Raw genomic sequence first — 14408 nt, forward strand, 5'->3', positions numbered from 1 at the left:
GTAGTATTGCGGTTTGGACACGGAAACTTATGGCGTAGAGGATGTGCCCTAAGGCTCTGCCCGCACAATTCCGAGGTAGAGTTCCCCCACTTTAGGGTCATTGAGTAGTTCGCTGCCCAATCCCTCATAGCGATCTTTGCCCATTTCTAAGACATACCCGCGATCGCTCATGGCAAGGGCTTTCCGGGCATTTTGCTCCACCAGAATAATAGCGGTGCCTTGGGCATTAATTTCCTTGATTTTGGCAAAGACATCATTGACAAGAGCTGGGGAGAGAGCCGCGGAGGGTTCATCCAAGACCATAATTTGCGGGTCTAGCATCATGGCGCGTCCCATGGCCAGCATTTGCCGTTCTCCCCCGGAAAGTGTGCCTGCCCGTTGCTGTCGGCGCTCAGCCAAGCGGGGAAAGGTGTCATAGACCCGCTCTTTGAGGGCCTTGAGGTTGCCGCTTTTCGTAAAGGCACCCATCTCCAGATTTTCTTCAACCGTCAGGGTACGAAAGACATTGGCAATTTGCGGCACGTAGCCAATTCCCTTTTTGACAATTTGGTTGGGACGCAAGTAGGTAATATCTTCGCCAGCGAGGGTAATTGTGCCGAGGCGGGGCGTCAGTAACCCAGCGATCGTTTTTGCCAAGGTTGATTTTCCCGCTCCATTGGGGCCAATGACCGCCACTAGCTCGCCGGCTTCGAGACGAAAATTAACGCCCCGTAGAATATCCACATCGGGAATATAGCCAGCATAGACATCAGCAACGTGGAGCAAGCTCATGGTGCAAAGGACATCGCCAGAGGTTCAACATCCTCAGTATAGAGGTTTCGCGCTGTGTCCCTAATTTTGCTCCTGAAGGCAAAAGATTGCTGTTGTGAATTGAGATCCTTGAGGGCTTGATCAAGCACCTCTGGACAAAAATATCCTCTTGGCTCGGCAATTTTCTCAAACCCAGTCTCCACAACGCTTTGAGCAATTTCTAACAGATTTGGAGGTGCTTGAATTTTCCCGAAATTCAGTTCCAGAGTGACTTTCACGTCCTGTGACCCTGCGGATCTAAAAATTTTACAAAAACAAAAAAATGATCCCGTCTAGGTGCTTGAAAATGACCTGTGCTATAGTAGTCGTAGAGCACCTTCTAGGAGGGTGCCGTGCTGGGATTCTTTCCCAGCCGAATTAATGGAAACGCCTTTTGCCTTGGTCTTTTGCCTTGGCCTTTTGCCGTGCTGGGATTCTTTCCCAGCCGAATTAATGGAAACTGTGAGGAATCTCGTACAGTGATTCGGCGGCGGTTAGGTGCTGGGATTCTTTCCCAGCCGAATTAATGGAAACCAACCTGTCGTCGCAAAGGCATTGGTAATTCTCTTAGTGCTGGGATTCTTTCCCAGCCGAATTAATGGAAACAAAAAAGTGTTGCAAGGTAAAAAGAAAAGTGGTGGTGCTGGGATTCTTTCCCAGCCGAATTAATGGAAACTCGCAGTACCCCAAAATGGGATCCTGCAAAAGTAAGTGCTGGGATTCTTTCCCAGCCGAATTAATGGAAACTACAGTATTAACAGCTGCCCCATAATTACTTAAGTGCTGGGATTCTTTCCCAGCCGAATTAATGGAAACCATCCAGACCCAGCATATTTAATACTTTTGAAACAGTGCTGGGATTCTTTCCCAGCCGAATTAATGGAAACCTCATCGACGGGAAAATCGATCCAGAGGATTTCGCGTGTGCTGGGATTCTTTCCCAGCCGAATTAATGGAAACCAGCCGCGCAGTCGGAAAATGCAGCCGCGCAGTCGGAAAATGGTGCTGGGATTCTTTCCCAGCCGAATTAATGGAAACCTCAGGACGTGAACGTCATGCTCAGGACGTGAGTGTGGAAGTGCTGGGATTCTTTCCCAGCCGAATTAATGGAAACTTTACTTCCGTGAAGTTGGCCGTGCTGGTCTTTTGTGCTGGGATTCTTTCCCAGCCGAATTAATGGAAACTCATTGTATTAAATGTTCCTAACACTCCTTGGTGCTGGGATTCTTTCCCAGCCGAATTAATGGAAACGCGCTGTGTGAACTGGCAGACTAACAAAGTTAAACGTGCTGGGATTCTTTCCCAGCCGAATTAATGGAAACTGGGATCTTCCTTAAGTTTTTTCAGCAATACTGGAGTGCTGGGATTCTTTCCCAGCCGAATTAATGGAAACAACATTACGCGCAAATTGGTTATAACCCTCTACTTGAGTGCTGGGATTCTTTCCCAGCCGAATTAATGGAAACCCGACTAGGGGGTTTCAGCGGGACGTCTTTTTCGGGGTGCTGGGATTCTTTCCCAGCCGAATTAATGGAAACTGATATAGAGAATCCCCTCCTTTATAACGGTATAAGTGCTGGGATTCTTTCCCAGCCGAATTAATGGAAACACAAACCAAGGCGACATAGCCAAGTGGTAAGGCAGGTGCTGGGATTCTTTCCCAGCCGAATTAATGGAAACGCCTGCTGCAATCCCTAGGTACCGCATTACCCCTACGTGCTGGGATTCTTTCCCAGCCGAATTAATGGAAACCCCCTATAGTAGATCTCCATCTCTAATGGAAGATTGTGCTGGGATTCTTTCCCAGCCGAATTAATGGAAACACTTTGTCTCGATAGCAGATTTCCAGCGTAGGATGAGGTGCTGGGATTCTTTCCCAGCCGAATTAATGGAAACCTCCCGTTGGGGCTTCGTTAACACAGTCCATTTCTCGTGCTGGGATTCTTTCCCAGCCGAATTAATGGAAACCTGGCGACGTTCTAAAGCAAGTTCTTCTCGTCGGTGCTGGGATTCTTTCCCAGCCGAATTAATGGAAACACCGCTTGCTTCGCGCGCAAACGAGTGGCCAGTTTGTGCTGGGATTCTTTCCCAGCCGAATTAATGGAAACACTTCCTCCTAAAAGGGGGCTTCAGGGGGGGAGATCAGTGCCTGAACCTGAGGTGGCAAGCAAGGTCGCGGAACCAGTAACAAGCATCCCTGACCTTTAGGGCGGGCAGTGTGTCAAAATTGGTGTTAAGTCGTGCACCCAGCGGAGTCAACGGAAACGCAGCAACAATGAAAGCCGTTGCCATCACAGAATTTGGTGACCCCGATGTTTTAGCGCTGCGGGAGATGCCTGAGCCGCAGATTCAAGCTGCCAATGAGGTGAAAATTCAACTGCGGGCGGCCAGTGTGAACCCCATTGATACAAAGCTGCGACAGCGGGGAACATTTTTTCCCGATCGCCGGCCCGCCATTCTCGGCTGTGATGGCGCAGGGGTGGTCGTGGCTGTGGGTGCAGCGGTGCAGCGGTTTCGCGTAGGGGATGAAGTTTATTTTTGCTATGGGGGCTTGGGCGATCGCGGCGGCTGCTATGCCGAATACACCGTTGTTCCTGAAGTTGCCGTTGCCCACAAGCCCAAAACCCTTTCCTTTACTCAGGCCGCTGCCTTGCCCCTAGCAGTGATTACGGCTTGGGAAGCCTTGGGCGATCGCGGGGCAGTCCCACCTTTGAATGTCCTCTCCACCGCAAAAACCGTTCTCATCCATGCCGGGGCGGGCGGGGTGGGGCATCTCGCTATTCAACTGGCGCGGCGATCGGGGGCAACAGTTGCCACAACGATTAGTTCCGCAGCCAAAGCCCGTTTTGCTGAACGTCTCGGAGCCACCCTTGCCATTAACTACACCACCAGTGATTGGGTACAGGCAGTCTTGGACTGGACAGAGGGCAAAGGAGTTGATTTTGCCCTTGATACCGTTGGTGGTACCACCTTTAGCGACACCTTCAAAGCGGTGCGTCCCTATGGCACCCTCGCCACCCTCTTGGAACCCGCCGCCGATACGCCGTGGAAAATTGCCCGCCAACGCAACCTCTTGATCCAACTCACACTGATGCTGACGCCGCAACTCATGGGGTTGAGTGATGCCCTTGCCCATCAGGGAAAAATCCTTGAGCAGGTGGCCACCCTCGTGGATCGCGGCGAACTAGAGGTTGTTGTCGATAAAACCTTTCCCCTCGGTGCAGCGGCGGATGCCCATCGCTATCTCAGCCAACGCTTGGTGCAGGGTAAGGTGGTACTCGTCCCATAATTGGGGATTTTCTGATGGTTGCTCAGATTCTTGCCGCCCTTCTCATCGGGCTGGAACAGGCTCAAGGGGTGCCGACATGGCTCAGCCAAACGCCCCGCAGTGATGTTTATCGGGTTTGCCGCATTTTTAACGGACGCCTTAGCTATTGTGGCCGTTGGTTCACAGGGGAAACGGTGCTGTTGCAGAACAACTTCTATCGCACCTGCCGCATCTTTAATGGACGCCTCAGTTATTGTGGCTGTTGGTTCACAGGGGAAACGGTGCTGTTGCAGAACAACTTCTATCGCACCTGCCGCATCTTTAATGGGCGCCTCAGTGACTGCGGTCGGTGGTTCACGGGGGAAGCAGTACTGTCGGAGCCTCGACGCTAACTTATTCTGGCTGCGAAGAGGGATACAATTCTGGTGGCATTGGCTCCGGTTGCAGGCTCACGGTTTGCCGGCGATCGCCCCGTTGAATCTCTAAGGTAATGGTCTGCCCTAGCTTTGTTTGCTCAACCACGCTTTGCACCTGTTGCGGGGTGGGTTGATTGAGATCGTTAATTTTGGCAATCCAATCTCCCACTTGCAGACCCGCTTTAGCCGCCGGCGAATTGGGGGCAATACCAACGATTAGCGTCCCTTGGGTTTGATTCAGTGTCCAGTTGGGCTGATCTTGACGGATTTGGGCAGCCACTTCTGGCGTCAATTGCACCATGCGAATCCCCAGATAGAGGTGCTGGGCGCGCCCCGTAGTAATAATCTGTTCAGCAATGCGATAGGCCGTATTGATGGGAATGGCAAAGCCCAGACCCTGCGCTTGGGAAATCACCGCCGTATTGACGCCCACCACTTGACCAGCAGCATTCAGAAGGGGGCCCCCGGAATTGCCCGGATTAATCGCCGCATCCGTTTGAATGAAGTTCACCCGCTTATCGGCAGCGCCAATTTCATTACTGGCACGCCCCGTTGCACTAATAATGCCGGCGGTTACGGTGTTACTTAGCCCCAAGGGGTTACCGATGGCGATCGCCCACTCGCCCGGGACAAGGGTATCCGAATTCCCCAGCTGTACGGTGGGTAAATTTTCGGCATCAATTTGAATAACAGCCACATCCGTCAGGGAATCAGCACCCACCACCTTGCCGTCATATTGGCGACCATCGGGGAGCGTGACTCGCACGGCACTGGCGCCTTCCACCACATGGGCATTGGTCATAATCTTGCCATCGGGGGTAAATATAAACCCAGAGCCTTGACCTTGGCGCAGCGGCACATCTGGTATTGGAAAAGGATTGAGAAAACTATCCTCTTGACTGCGGGGCAGTCGTAGGGTATCAATGCTCACCACCGCTGGCCCTGCCTCAGCAACCACCTTGGCAATGAAATTCTCCCCCGCATTGGGTCGCTCCGTGGGGGCAAGGGGAGGCAGAGACGCCTCCGTATTAGGGGTGGGGGAGTTGCGATCGGGCAAACGCAATGGACAGCCCGTCAGTGCCACAAGGGCGATCGCCATCCCAACGAGACTCAACCGTGTACGAACCATACTCAACTCAACTCGGCAGCAGATCCACTCTAGCCTTATCCTGAAAATAGTGAGTTTGTCGAACCTCTGCTGGCATGCTGACTGTGATTAGCTACCTCGAACAGCCCATGACCTTTGATAGTTTCTTTGGACCTGTGACCCTGCAGCCCGGTCGCAATGAAAATGTCGATGAGCGGCGCTGGCGCAACTGCAAAACCCACAATGCTGACCTGCAAGCGCTGCTCAAAAAGGGGCTTATTGTGGTCGAAGACGTGGGGGTCAGCTCATAGGCCATGACGGATGCAGTCGCTGCCCTCTTTCAGCAAGGGCAACAGGCCTTCGAGCGGGGAAACTACCAACAATCGATTGCTCTTTTAGGACAGGCGGCGGCGCTGGCGGAGGGAAATGCGGTGCGATCGGGGGAAATTAGCCTCTGGTTAGTCACGGCCTATAGTGCTGCTGGCGATCAAGGGGCTGCCGTCAGCCTCTGCCGTCAACTCCAACGACACCCAGATCATCACACGCGGCAGGAAAGTCGTCGCTTGCTGGCGATTTTGGAGGCTCCCCAACTCAAACGCCGTCCGGAATGGTACAGCGAAATTCCCGACCTATCCCATGTGGGCGATCGCGCCTACACGTCCCCCTACAGCCGTTCCCCGAAAAAGCCATCGGCTGCCACCCCAAAACCCCAAGAACCACCGCCCCCTGCTACGCCTTTACCGAATGCCTTCATCTGGCTTGCCCTCACGGGCTTGGGCGTGGTCACACTCTTGGCAGCTTGGCTATAGTAAACTTCCCACCGACTAAAGTCGGGGGCTTTCAGTATCGGAATCTAGGAACACATGGGTAGAGAGCCACGGCAAGGAAACGCTGGTGTCTATCGATGAGAGGGGGTTTGACTCTCGAGTGGAGTGTGAGTATGGGTGGTCAGCGCAAGGCCAACGAATTGATGGAGAGCGAGCGGGGAAGCGTCAGAAAAGAGAGAGTTGAGTCGCAGGACGGTATAGACACCAGAAAGACTTCATCGCCCCAATCCTGTTTTCAGGATATTTGAATGCGGTAGGGTTTGTGAGCTGGCTGAGTCAGTACTGTTTGCCGGCATTAAAGAGACCTTCGTTGTTGATGATGGATAATGCACCAATTCATCCAAAAGGGGCGATTCAGGCAGTGGTGAAAGCGGCGGGTCACGAGGTGTTATTTTTACCGAAATACTCTCCTGATTTGAATGTGATTAAGCACGACTTCAGTGCGTTGAAGCGATCGCGGATGTATGCAGGGTCAAACAGTTCGATTGATGAGGTGATTGGCAATTGTTGTGCTGGATAATGTCTTATTCTTTATTGGAATAACTATATTTGCCCACTTGTGCATCAGTGGAACCAACAACGTGTCTTTTCATCCGCCTAAAGTCACTAAAGAGGGGTATCAGCGCAGACCGGCCTAGGCGATCGCGCGCTGCAGATGATTTTGCAAGGTTTGAGTGGGCAGGCCACTCTGGAGATGCTGCCACGGTAAGATCGTCTCCTCTGGCCAATGGGCAGTGACGTAGGCTTCAAAGTCGGGCAACTGGCCTTGCAGTTCCTTAAATGCCCGCCGATAACTGCCCAAGGAAGTGCCGTAGTGGCGTACCTGCTCAAGCAGGGGAGCAAGCCGGCGATCGCCCCGCGAAATTAAAGCTTGAATCAGCGAGTCATTATAGGATTCAGGACGAAACTCAATCCCCAATTTGGCCAATTCTTTTTTCAGGAACTTCAGGCGTTTTTCGGCCACGGGTTGCACGCCCCACCACTGAAAAGGAGTATGGGCCTTGGGCACAAAGGTACTACAGCCAAGGGTGAGTCGCAGGCGCGGCGCTGTTTTTTTCAATTGGCGAAAGAGATCCACCGTAGCTGCAACATCGGCATCGGTTTCTGTGGGCAGTCCCACCATGCCATAAAACTTTAGCCCCTTGAGGCCGCCGGCTTGGGCATGGCTGGCAGCGGCAAGAATCTCCTCAGTCTCAAGCTTTTTGTTGATCACTTGGCGCAGCCGCTCAGACCCCGTTTCGATGGCGATCGTCAGGGATTGACTGCCCCGTTGACTCAAGAGTTGGGCAAGGGATTCAGTGACCGTATTTGTGCGCACAGACGCTAAACTCACCCGCACATGGTCAAATTGTGGTTGGCCTAGATGCTCAATCAAGGCGGGAAATTCGGGATGCTGGGTAATTGAGGCACCCAAAAGCCCTAGGCGATCGGTGACCGCTAGCCCCCGCTCAATGGCAGGAATCAGTGTTTCGAGACTGGGCGTGCGAAAGGGCAAGGTCAAATAACTGGCCAAACAAAAGCGACATAGCTCTGGACAACTACGCACCACCTCCACCATGTAAATCTTTTCCCAAGCGGCGAGGGGGGTGACCACCGTTGAGGCAGCAAGGGTATTGCCGCGATGGACTTGTTTGGTCACTGTGGCGGGTACCGTGGGCTTTCGGGGTTCAATTCCTTGAATCGGGCCTGTGGCACTGGCATAACTGACGGCATAAAGACTGGGGACATAGAGGCCGGGCACTTGGGCAAGGGCTTCCAACTGTTGCGATCGCGGGGCAGCGCGCACCTGTGCCATGGTCGTCAAAAACGGCTCAAGGAGGGGTTCGGCATCCCCCAGTAAAATCACATCGAAAAAGTCGGCAAAGGGTTCGGGATTGGCCGTCAGCACTGAACCACCGCCAAAGACCAAAGGATGGCGATCGTGGCGATCGCGCTGCCAAATGGGAATGCCCAACTGCTCCAAGAGGGCCAATAGATTGGCGTAGTCCAACTCCCACGAGAAGGAAAAGCCCACCAACTGCGGATCCCGAGGCAGTGGCTCCTGCACATCGGTAAAGAGGCGACTCACGGCCACATCAGGACGGCTGGCCAGTTGTGCCCACACTAGTTGATACCCTAAGCTGGTAATGCCAACGCTGTAGGTATTGGGAAAGCCGTAGATGACCCGCAGTGCCTCTGGCCGCGGGCGGGATCGCTCAAAAAGGAGGGTTTCAGCAGTAAAGGGGGAATTCACCTAGGTTTCCGTTGACTTACGGCGGCTGGTTTTTGCGGTCTTGGTGGCCGTCTTTGTACTGGTCTTTTTGGTGGTTGATTTTGGTTTCGGGGCAGTGGCTGTTGCGCTGCGGCGGGTTTTCTTCGGTGCTTTCTCCGCCAAGAGGGGCAGGGCTTGCTCAAGGGTCATGGTCTCTGGACTCACCCCCTCCGGTAGTGAGGCATTCACCTTACCGTGGTTGACATAAAGACCATAGGGACCATCAAAGACTTGCACTGGCTCGCCATCCTCTGGGTGAGTCCCCAACACCGCGAGCACCTGCTTCTTGGCACGGCCACGACTGGATTTTGGGGTTGCCAGTAGCTCTAGGGCACGCTCTAGGGTAATCGTATAGACATCATCCTCCCCCTTGAGGGAACGATAGTCCTTCTCACCGTCGGGGTCATGGACAATGTAGGGGCCAAAGCGACCTTGATTGGCCTGAATCAGCTTGCCCGTTTCGGGATGAACTCCCAATGTGCGGGGCAGCGACAACAGCGTAATCGCCAAGTCTAGGGTAACTTCGTCGGGACTGACCCCCTTGGGTAGAGAAGCTCGTTTGGGTTTTGGATTGGCCGCTGTGGCTTCCCCCAACTGTACATAGGGGCCAAAGCGTCCCGTGAGTAAGAAGATCGGTTCCCCGGTTTCAGGATGCACGCCCAGCTTGTCGGGACCCTCTAGTTTTTGGCGAATTAATTGCTCCACTTGTTCGCGGGTGAGGCTACCGGGAGTGGCATCTTGGGGCAAGGAGGCTTTAATGGGTTCGCTGCCATTGCCATTTTGATAGACGACAAAAGGACCAAAGCGACCCACCACCACTTCGGCATTCAGTTCTGGCAGGGCGATCGCCCGGGCTTCTGTGGACTCAATTGTGCGCTCCCGCTCTTTGACCTGCTGCTCAAGGCCATTTTCACCCAAGTAGAAGGATTCAAGGTAGGGCTGCCACTGCACCTCCCCCGTGGAAATATCATCAAGGGTTTGCTCCATCCGCGCCGTGAAGTTAATGTCCACTAAGTCGGGGAAGTATTTCTCCAGCAGTGCCGTAACCGCAAAGGCAGTAAAGGTGGGTTCAAGGGCATTGCCCCGCCGAATGGCATACTCGCGGTCTTGGATCGTGCTGATGATCGTGGCGTAGGTGCTGGGACGCCCAATGCCGGCTTGCTCGAGGGCTTTGACCAGGCTGGCTTCGGTGTAGCGTGGCGGCGGCTGGGTTTCGTGACCGACACTTTCAAGGGCTTGGCAGCGGAGAATATCCCCCACCTGCATCAGGGGCAGCATCACCTCTTGGCTTTCAAGGGCGGCATCGGGATCATCCGACCCTTCCACATAGGCACGGAAAAAGCCGGGAAAATCAATGCGTTTACCGTGGGCACGGAAGAGGGCATCCCCTGCCGTAATCGAGACCGTTAGCAGGGTGACGCGGGCATCGGCCATTTGTGAGGCCACTGTGCGCTTCCAGATCAGGTCGTAGAGTTCCAGTTCCCGATCCTTAAGGCCAGTTTCTTGGGGGGTGCGAAACTGACTACCCGCAGGGCGAATCGCTTCGTGGGCTTCTTGGGCGCCCTTGGTTTTGGTGGTGTATTGGCGCGGCTGGGGCGACAAAAAGGCTTTGCCATACATGGCTTCCACACAACTGCGAGCGGCAGCGATCGCCTGTTCCGACAGATGCACCGAGTCCGTGCGCATATAGGTGATATAGCCCTCTTCATAGAGCTTTTGGGCAATGCGCATCGTATCCCGCGCCGAGAGGTGCAGTTTGCGGTTGGCTTCCTGTTGCAGCGTCGAGGTGGTAAAGGGGGGAGCCGGTTTGCGGGTTTGTTGGCGCTCCTCCTGTTCAGTGACCGTCCATGTTTCCGTCAGCAGGCGATCGCGCAGGGCATTGGCCGCCGCCTCATCCAAAAGCAAGACCGCCTCAGGGTTGCGCACCTGTCCTGTAGCAGGATCAAAATCATTGCCCGTGGCCAAGCGTTGACCGCCGACACTCACCAAACGGGCTGGAAAGAGGGTTCCCCGTTGATCCAGCGTGGCCTTGAGATCCCAAAATTGCCCCTTGCGGAAGGCCAGCCGTTCCCGCTCCCGTTGCACCAATAGACGCACTGCCACCGACTGCACCCGCCCCGCCGACAGATGGGGAGCAATTTTCCGCCACAGCAGGGGCGACAGGGTATAGCCCACCAGGCGATCGAGGATACGCCGGGTTTCTTGGGCACGCACCAGTTGTTGATTGACATCGCGGCAATTGCGCAGCGCTTCTTGGATGGCCTCTTCCGTAATTTCATGGAAGACCATGCGCCGCACGGGCACCTTTGGCTCCAACAGTTGCAGCAAGTGCCAACTAATACTTTCCCCTTCGCGGTCTTCATCGGTCGCAAGCAGGAGTTCGTCAGCAGTTTTCAGTGCGGTTTTCAGGTCTTTGACAACTTTTTGCTTGTCCTTAGGCACAATGTAGAGGGGTTCAAAGCCAGCAGCGACATTCACCCCTAGGGTTGCCCACTCCTCCCCCTTGAGTTCAGGGGGCACATCAGCAGCGCTGCGGGGCAGATCACGAACATGACCCATCGAGGCTTCAACGCGATAGTCCGGGGGCAGAAATTTGCGAATGGTACGGGCTTTTGTCGGGGATTCAACGATGACAAGGGTGGACATAGCAGATGCTGCGGGATGGGTTTTTCGGCACTCTCAAGTTTAGCGATCGATCATAGAATTGTGTTCTCCCACCGTATCATGGGGAGCAAGGAGAAGCACTTCTTATATTGATAACCCTAGCCTAACCAATAGGCGATGCGGAGAATCTGTTTAGTCAGCATAACGGTTTTTTTGCCCGTGAAGTCTCTTGCCGCGTTGTCTTTCTTGCCGATGGCCAAATTATTGAGGAAGGATCGCCCCAAGAACTGTTTCGTCGTCCGCAACAGGAGCGAACCCGCCTCTTTTTAGAGCGTGTGCTGCTTAGGCACTAGCCTTTATAGGCCTTGATGCATTTTTCAACAAGGGGCTGCACCGCATCCACATCCTGCCAGCCAAGAATTTCAGTCACTTTCTTTTGCAGATTCTTGTAGGTACGGAAGAACTCAGCGATTTCTTCGAGGCGGTGGGGCGCAATGTCCTTGAGGGACGTCACCTCAGCATAGCGAGGATCATCAACAGGCACACAGAGAATTTTCTCGTCGCGATCGCCACTGTCAATCATCTCCAGCATGCCAATGGGACGGGCAGGAATCACACATCCCGGAAACGTCGGCTCATCCATAATCACTAGACCATCGAGGGGATCGCCATCATCCGCCAGTGTATTGGGAATGAACCCATAATCATAGGGATAGGTCACCGCCGAATAGAGCACGCGATCGAGGGCAAAGACGTTCATTTCCTTGTCAAACTCATATTTATTCCGACTGCCCCCCGCAATTTCCACCAGCACATTGACAACACCCGGCTTGGGTTGGGCAGGAATACGGCTCAGATCAATACCCATAGAATCATGTTCACGCAACAAGTCTCCATTTAATCGAGATCGGGACATTGAAGCAAGCACTGAATTGATCCCTTGGGTCGCTTTCCGCTAAGGTTTTGGGGAGTCCCTTGTCAGCTTTGCCCTATGTCTCTAAAGCGGTTGGTGCTTGCAGCCCTCAGTGTCGTGGTCGCTGCCCTCATGACGGTGTCGTTGCTGGGCAGTTATTTAGAACCCCAAGCCCAAGGGCAAATTAACCTATTTCAGACCAATTTGTCACTACAAGCCCGAGAATGGCAGGGTCTGGGAGATGCCACAACCCGCGATCGCCTTGTGGGGAATGTGGAAAGCGCAATCAAAGCCTATGAAGAGGTACTGGCCACACCCACACCACAAAACCAACCGCTGCGTCTTCAATTGGGACTGCTCTATGCCGATGCCGGCCAGCGCGATCGCGCCCTCAACACATGGCAACTCCTCATTAATGAGGCTCAAGGGACAACCCGCAGTACCGCAGAAGTGCTGATGGGATTGTGGACCGATCCCCCACAATTGCTGCCAGATGCCGAACCATTGATTAAAAATACACTCCAAGGCTGGTTTCGCGATCGCGCCCTCGAACGCCTCTATGAACTGCAACAGCGATCCGACGCCCTGATGACCTTGACCCGTGCAGAACAGCAGCGCGCCCAAGCAGCCTTCTATCGCCTTGCCCTGATTGGCACAACTCCTCTGCTAGGAAGTTTGATTGGGATTGTTCTTTGGATTGTCTGGATCTATCAACACCTGCGCCGCCGCCAGCACGGGAACACTCTGCCACCCCTGACCCCCGTGACATGGGGCTGGGAAACCCTCTGGGAAGGCATGGTAATCTGGTTTACTCTCTTTTTTGCCATTAGCTTGGTGCTCATGCCCTTGGTGCGCTCCCTGATTGGCATGGGACTGCCGCTGCGCTCTGCGATGGCTCAAACGCTGTATGCCTTAGTGAGCTACGGGATGATGATGGTTGCTGGCTTGGGCTGGCTGTGGTACTTTCTGCGTCCCTTTGGTAAGCGCCCTGCGGATTGGTTATGTTGGCAAGGGGGGTTAGGGGGTGCCTTGCGTTGGGGGGTCGGCGGTTATTTGGCGGCACTGCCCTTAGTCGTGGTCAGTTCGCTGATTAGTCAAGCCCTGCTGAAAAATCAAGGGGGCGGCAATCCTTTACTGGAAATTATTTTACAAAGCCGCGATTACACCACCTTTGCCCTACTCTATGTCATGGTGGCAGTGATGGCGCCCTTCTTTGAGGAGATTCTCTTTCGGGGATTCTTCTTTCGTTCGGTGCAATCCTATTTGCCCCTCGGCACTGCCATGGGGGTGACGGGACTCCTCTTTGCCATTGCCCACCTGAATTTAGCCGATCTATTGCCCTTGACAGTTTTGGGAACCGTGCTCAGCTACATCTACTGGCGATCGCAAAATATCGGTGCAGCCATGATTCTCCACAGCATCTGGAACAGTGGCTCCTTTTTGGGCTTGCTCCTATTGAGCGGCGGGACGGAAGCGGGGTTCTAACTGCTGCACCAACCACTGGCGGGGCACCAACCGACCAGCAAGGGCAAGGAAGCGATTGGCGGGCTGACCGGGAATGACCGTGGCCACATCGGTTTGCAACGCCGCAAGGGTTTCGGCAACCACCTGTTCGGGAGTGTCCTGCCGGGCAATGAGAGCCGAGTTGCGGGTCATATCGGCACGCTCAAAGAAGTTGGTGGCAGTGGGTCCGGGACAGACGGCAAGTACCCGAATACCCAAGGGTTTAACTTCTGCCCACAGGGCTTCGCTGAAGTGGCGAACAAAGGCTTTGCTGGCGGCATAGACGGCGAGATAGGGCAGGGGCTGAAAGGCAGCAATGGAGCTAACGTTGATAATCGTGCCTTGACGACGGGGGCGCATTTCTTGGAGCACGAGATGGGTGAGTTCTACTAGCGCTGTGATGTTCACTTGGAGCATGGCTGTCAATTGCTGGCGATCGCGCTCGTCAAAGGCCCCATAATCGCCAAAACCAGCATTATTGACTAATACATCCACCGTTAGTCCTAGGGATTGAATCTGTTCATAGAGGCGGAGCGCCGCATTGGGTTCGCTAAGGTCTTGGGGAATACCTACAACCGGTACTTGGGTGCTGAGCTGCGTCTTTAGCTTTTCTAGGGTGTCGAGGTGGCGACCAGTGAGAATCAAAGCGTGCTGGCGATCGGCCAAGGCTTGGGCAAAGGCCTGCCCTAATCCCCCCGTTGCCCCCGTAATCAGTGCGGTTGCCATAAAATAAAATTGTTACGAAACTTA

General features: G+C 54.0%; 13 protein-coding genes, 1 pseudogene and 1 CRISPR repeat array. Of the genes and pseudogenes, 7 read left to right on the forward strand and 7 right to left on the reverse strand.

What is annotated here, in order from left to right; all coding sequences use genetic code 11:
• Positions 1–48: 48 nt before the first annotated feature.
• A complete protein-coding gene (locus tag RHJ02_RS06435) occupies positions 49–771 on the reverse strand; it encodes an ABC transporter ATP-binding protein (RefSeq protein WP_206201540.1) in 723 nt (240 codons plus the stop codon).
• A complete protein-coding gene (locus RHJ02_RS06440) occupies positions 768–1028 on the reverse strand; it encodes a hypothetical protein (protein ID WP_310800038.1) in 261 nt (86 codons plus the stop codon). Before RHJ02_RS06440 ends, RHJ02_RS06435 begins: the two co-directional genes overlap by 4 nt.
• A gap of 114 nt (positions 1029–1142) precedes the next feature.
• A CRISPR array of direct repeats spans positions 1143–2897; the repeat unit is 36 nt; unit sequence GTGCTGGGATTCTTTCCCAGCCGAATTAATGGAAAC.
• 167 nt (positions 2898–3064) lie between these two features.
• On the opposite strand from RHJ02_RS06440, the gene RHJ02_RS06445 reads away from it, so the two are divergent.
• Complete coding sequence (locus RHJ02_RS06445; protein WP_310800039.1) at positions 3065–4078, forward strand: zinc-dependent alcohol dehydrogenase family protein; 1014 nt, start codon at positions 3065–3067, stop codon at positions 4076–4078.
• A 14-nt stretch (positions 4079–4092) separates the two neighbouring features.
• A complete protein-coding gene (locus tag RHJ02_RS06450; RefSeq protein WP_206201543.1) occupies positions 4093–4449 on the forward strand; it encodes a hypothetical protein in 357 nt (118 codons plus the stop codon).
• 1 nt (position 4450) lies between these two features.
• Here RHJ02_RS06450 and RHJ02_RS06455 read toward each other — a convergent pair whose 3' ends face one another.
• Complete coding sequence (locus tag RHJ02_RS06455; protein ID WP_310800040.1) at positions 4451–5602, reverse strand: trypsin-like peptidase domain-containing protein; 1152 nt, start codon at positions 5600–5602, stop codon at positions 4451–4453.
• A gap of 74 nt (positions 5603–5676) precedes the next feature.
• Between RHJ02_RS06455 and RHJ02_RS06460 the strand changes: the two genes are divergently transcribed.
• The 3 genes from RHJ02_RS06460 (at position 5677) to RHJ02_RS06470 (ending at position 6907) form a co-directional block, all read left to right on the forward strand.
• Entirely contained in the window at positions 5677–5871 is a 195-nt protein-coding gene (locus tag RHJ02_RS06460; protein ID WP_149817974.1) for a hypothetical protein, read from the forward strand.
• A 3-nt stretch (positions 5872–5874) separates the two neighbouring features.
• On the forward strand, positions 5875–6369 hold the full coding sequence (locus RHJ02_RS06465) for a hypothetical protein (RefSeq protein WP_206201544.1): 495 nt from the start codon (positions 5875–5877) through the stop codon (positions 6367–6369).
• 262 nt (positions 6370–6631) lie between these two features.
• Entirely contained in the window at positions 6632–6907 is a 276-nt protein-coding gene (locus RHJ02_RS06470) for a transposase (RefSeq protein WP_304941097.1), read from the forward strand.
• A 114-nt stretch (positions 6908–7021) separates the two neighbouring features.
• Here the strand turns inward: RHJ02_RS06470 and RHJ02_RS06475 are convergent, their stop codons facing one another.
• Entirely contained in the window at positions 7022–8620 is a 1599-nt protein-coding gene (locus RHJ02_RS06475; protein ID WP_310800041.1) for a radical SAM protein, read from the reverse strand.
• On the reverse strand, positions 8621–11284 hold the full coding sequence (gene topA / locus RHJ02_RS06480; RefSeq protein WP_310800042.1) for a type I DNA topoisomerase: 2664 nt from the start codon (positions 11282–11284) through the stop codon (positions 8621–8623).
• Between the two features lie 158 nt (positions 11285–11442).
• Between topA and RHJ02_RS13060 the strand changes: the two are divergent.
• Positions 11443–11595, forward strand: a pseudogene (locus RHJ02_RS13060) (amino acid ABC transporter ATP-binding protein); the annotation flags it as partial.
• Here the strand turns inward: RHJ02_RS13060 and RHJ02_RS06485 are convergent.
• Positions 11592–12104, reverse strand: coding sequence for an inorganic diphosphatase (locus tag RHJ02_RS06485; RefSeq protein ID WP_149821614.1), 513 nt, complete (start codon positions 12102–12104; stop codon positions 11592–11594). The pseudogene RHJ02_RS13060 and the gene RHJ02_RS06485 sit on opposite strands and share 4 nt — an antisense overlap.
• Before the next feature lie 129 nt (positions 12105–12233).
• Here RHJ02_RS06485 and RHJ02_RS06490 point away from each other — a divergent pair, with 129 nt between their 5' ends.
• Positions 12234–13640 carry a type II CAAX prenyl endopeptidase Rce1 family protein gene (locus tag RHJ02_RS06490; RefSeq protein ID WP_310742783.1) on the forward strand — a complete coding sequence of 469 codons (1407 nt, stop codon included), beginning with the start codon at positions 12234–12236 and terminating at the stop codon, positions 13638–13640.
• On the opposite strand, the gene RHJ02_RS06495 is transcribed toward RHJ02_RS06490, so the two are convergent.
• Positions 13608–14384 (reverse strand): SDR family oxidoreductase, encoded by a 777-nt coding sequence (locus RHJ02_RS06495; protein ID WP_302676432.1) that lies wholly within the window; start codon positions 14382–14384, stop codon positions 13608–13610. The two genes, RHJ02_RS06490 and RHJ02_RS06495, sit on opposite strands and share 33 nt — an antisense overlap.
• Between the last annotated feature and the right edge of the window lie 24 nt (positions 14385–14408).

Source organism: Thermosynechococcus sp. TG215 (assembly GCF_031583455.1).
GTDB lineage: Bacteria > Cyanobacteriota > Cyanobacteriia > Thermosynechococcales > Thermosynechococcaceae > Thermosynechococcus.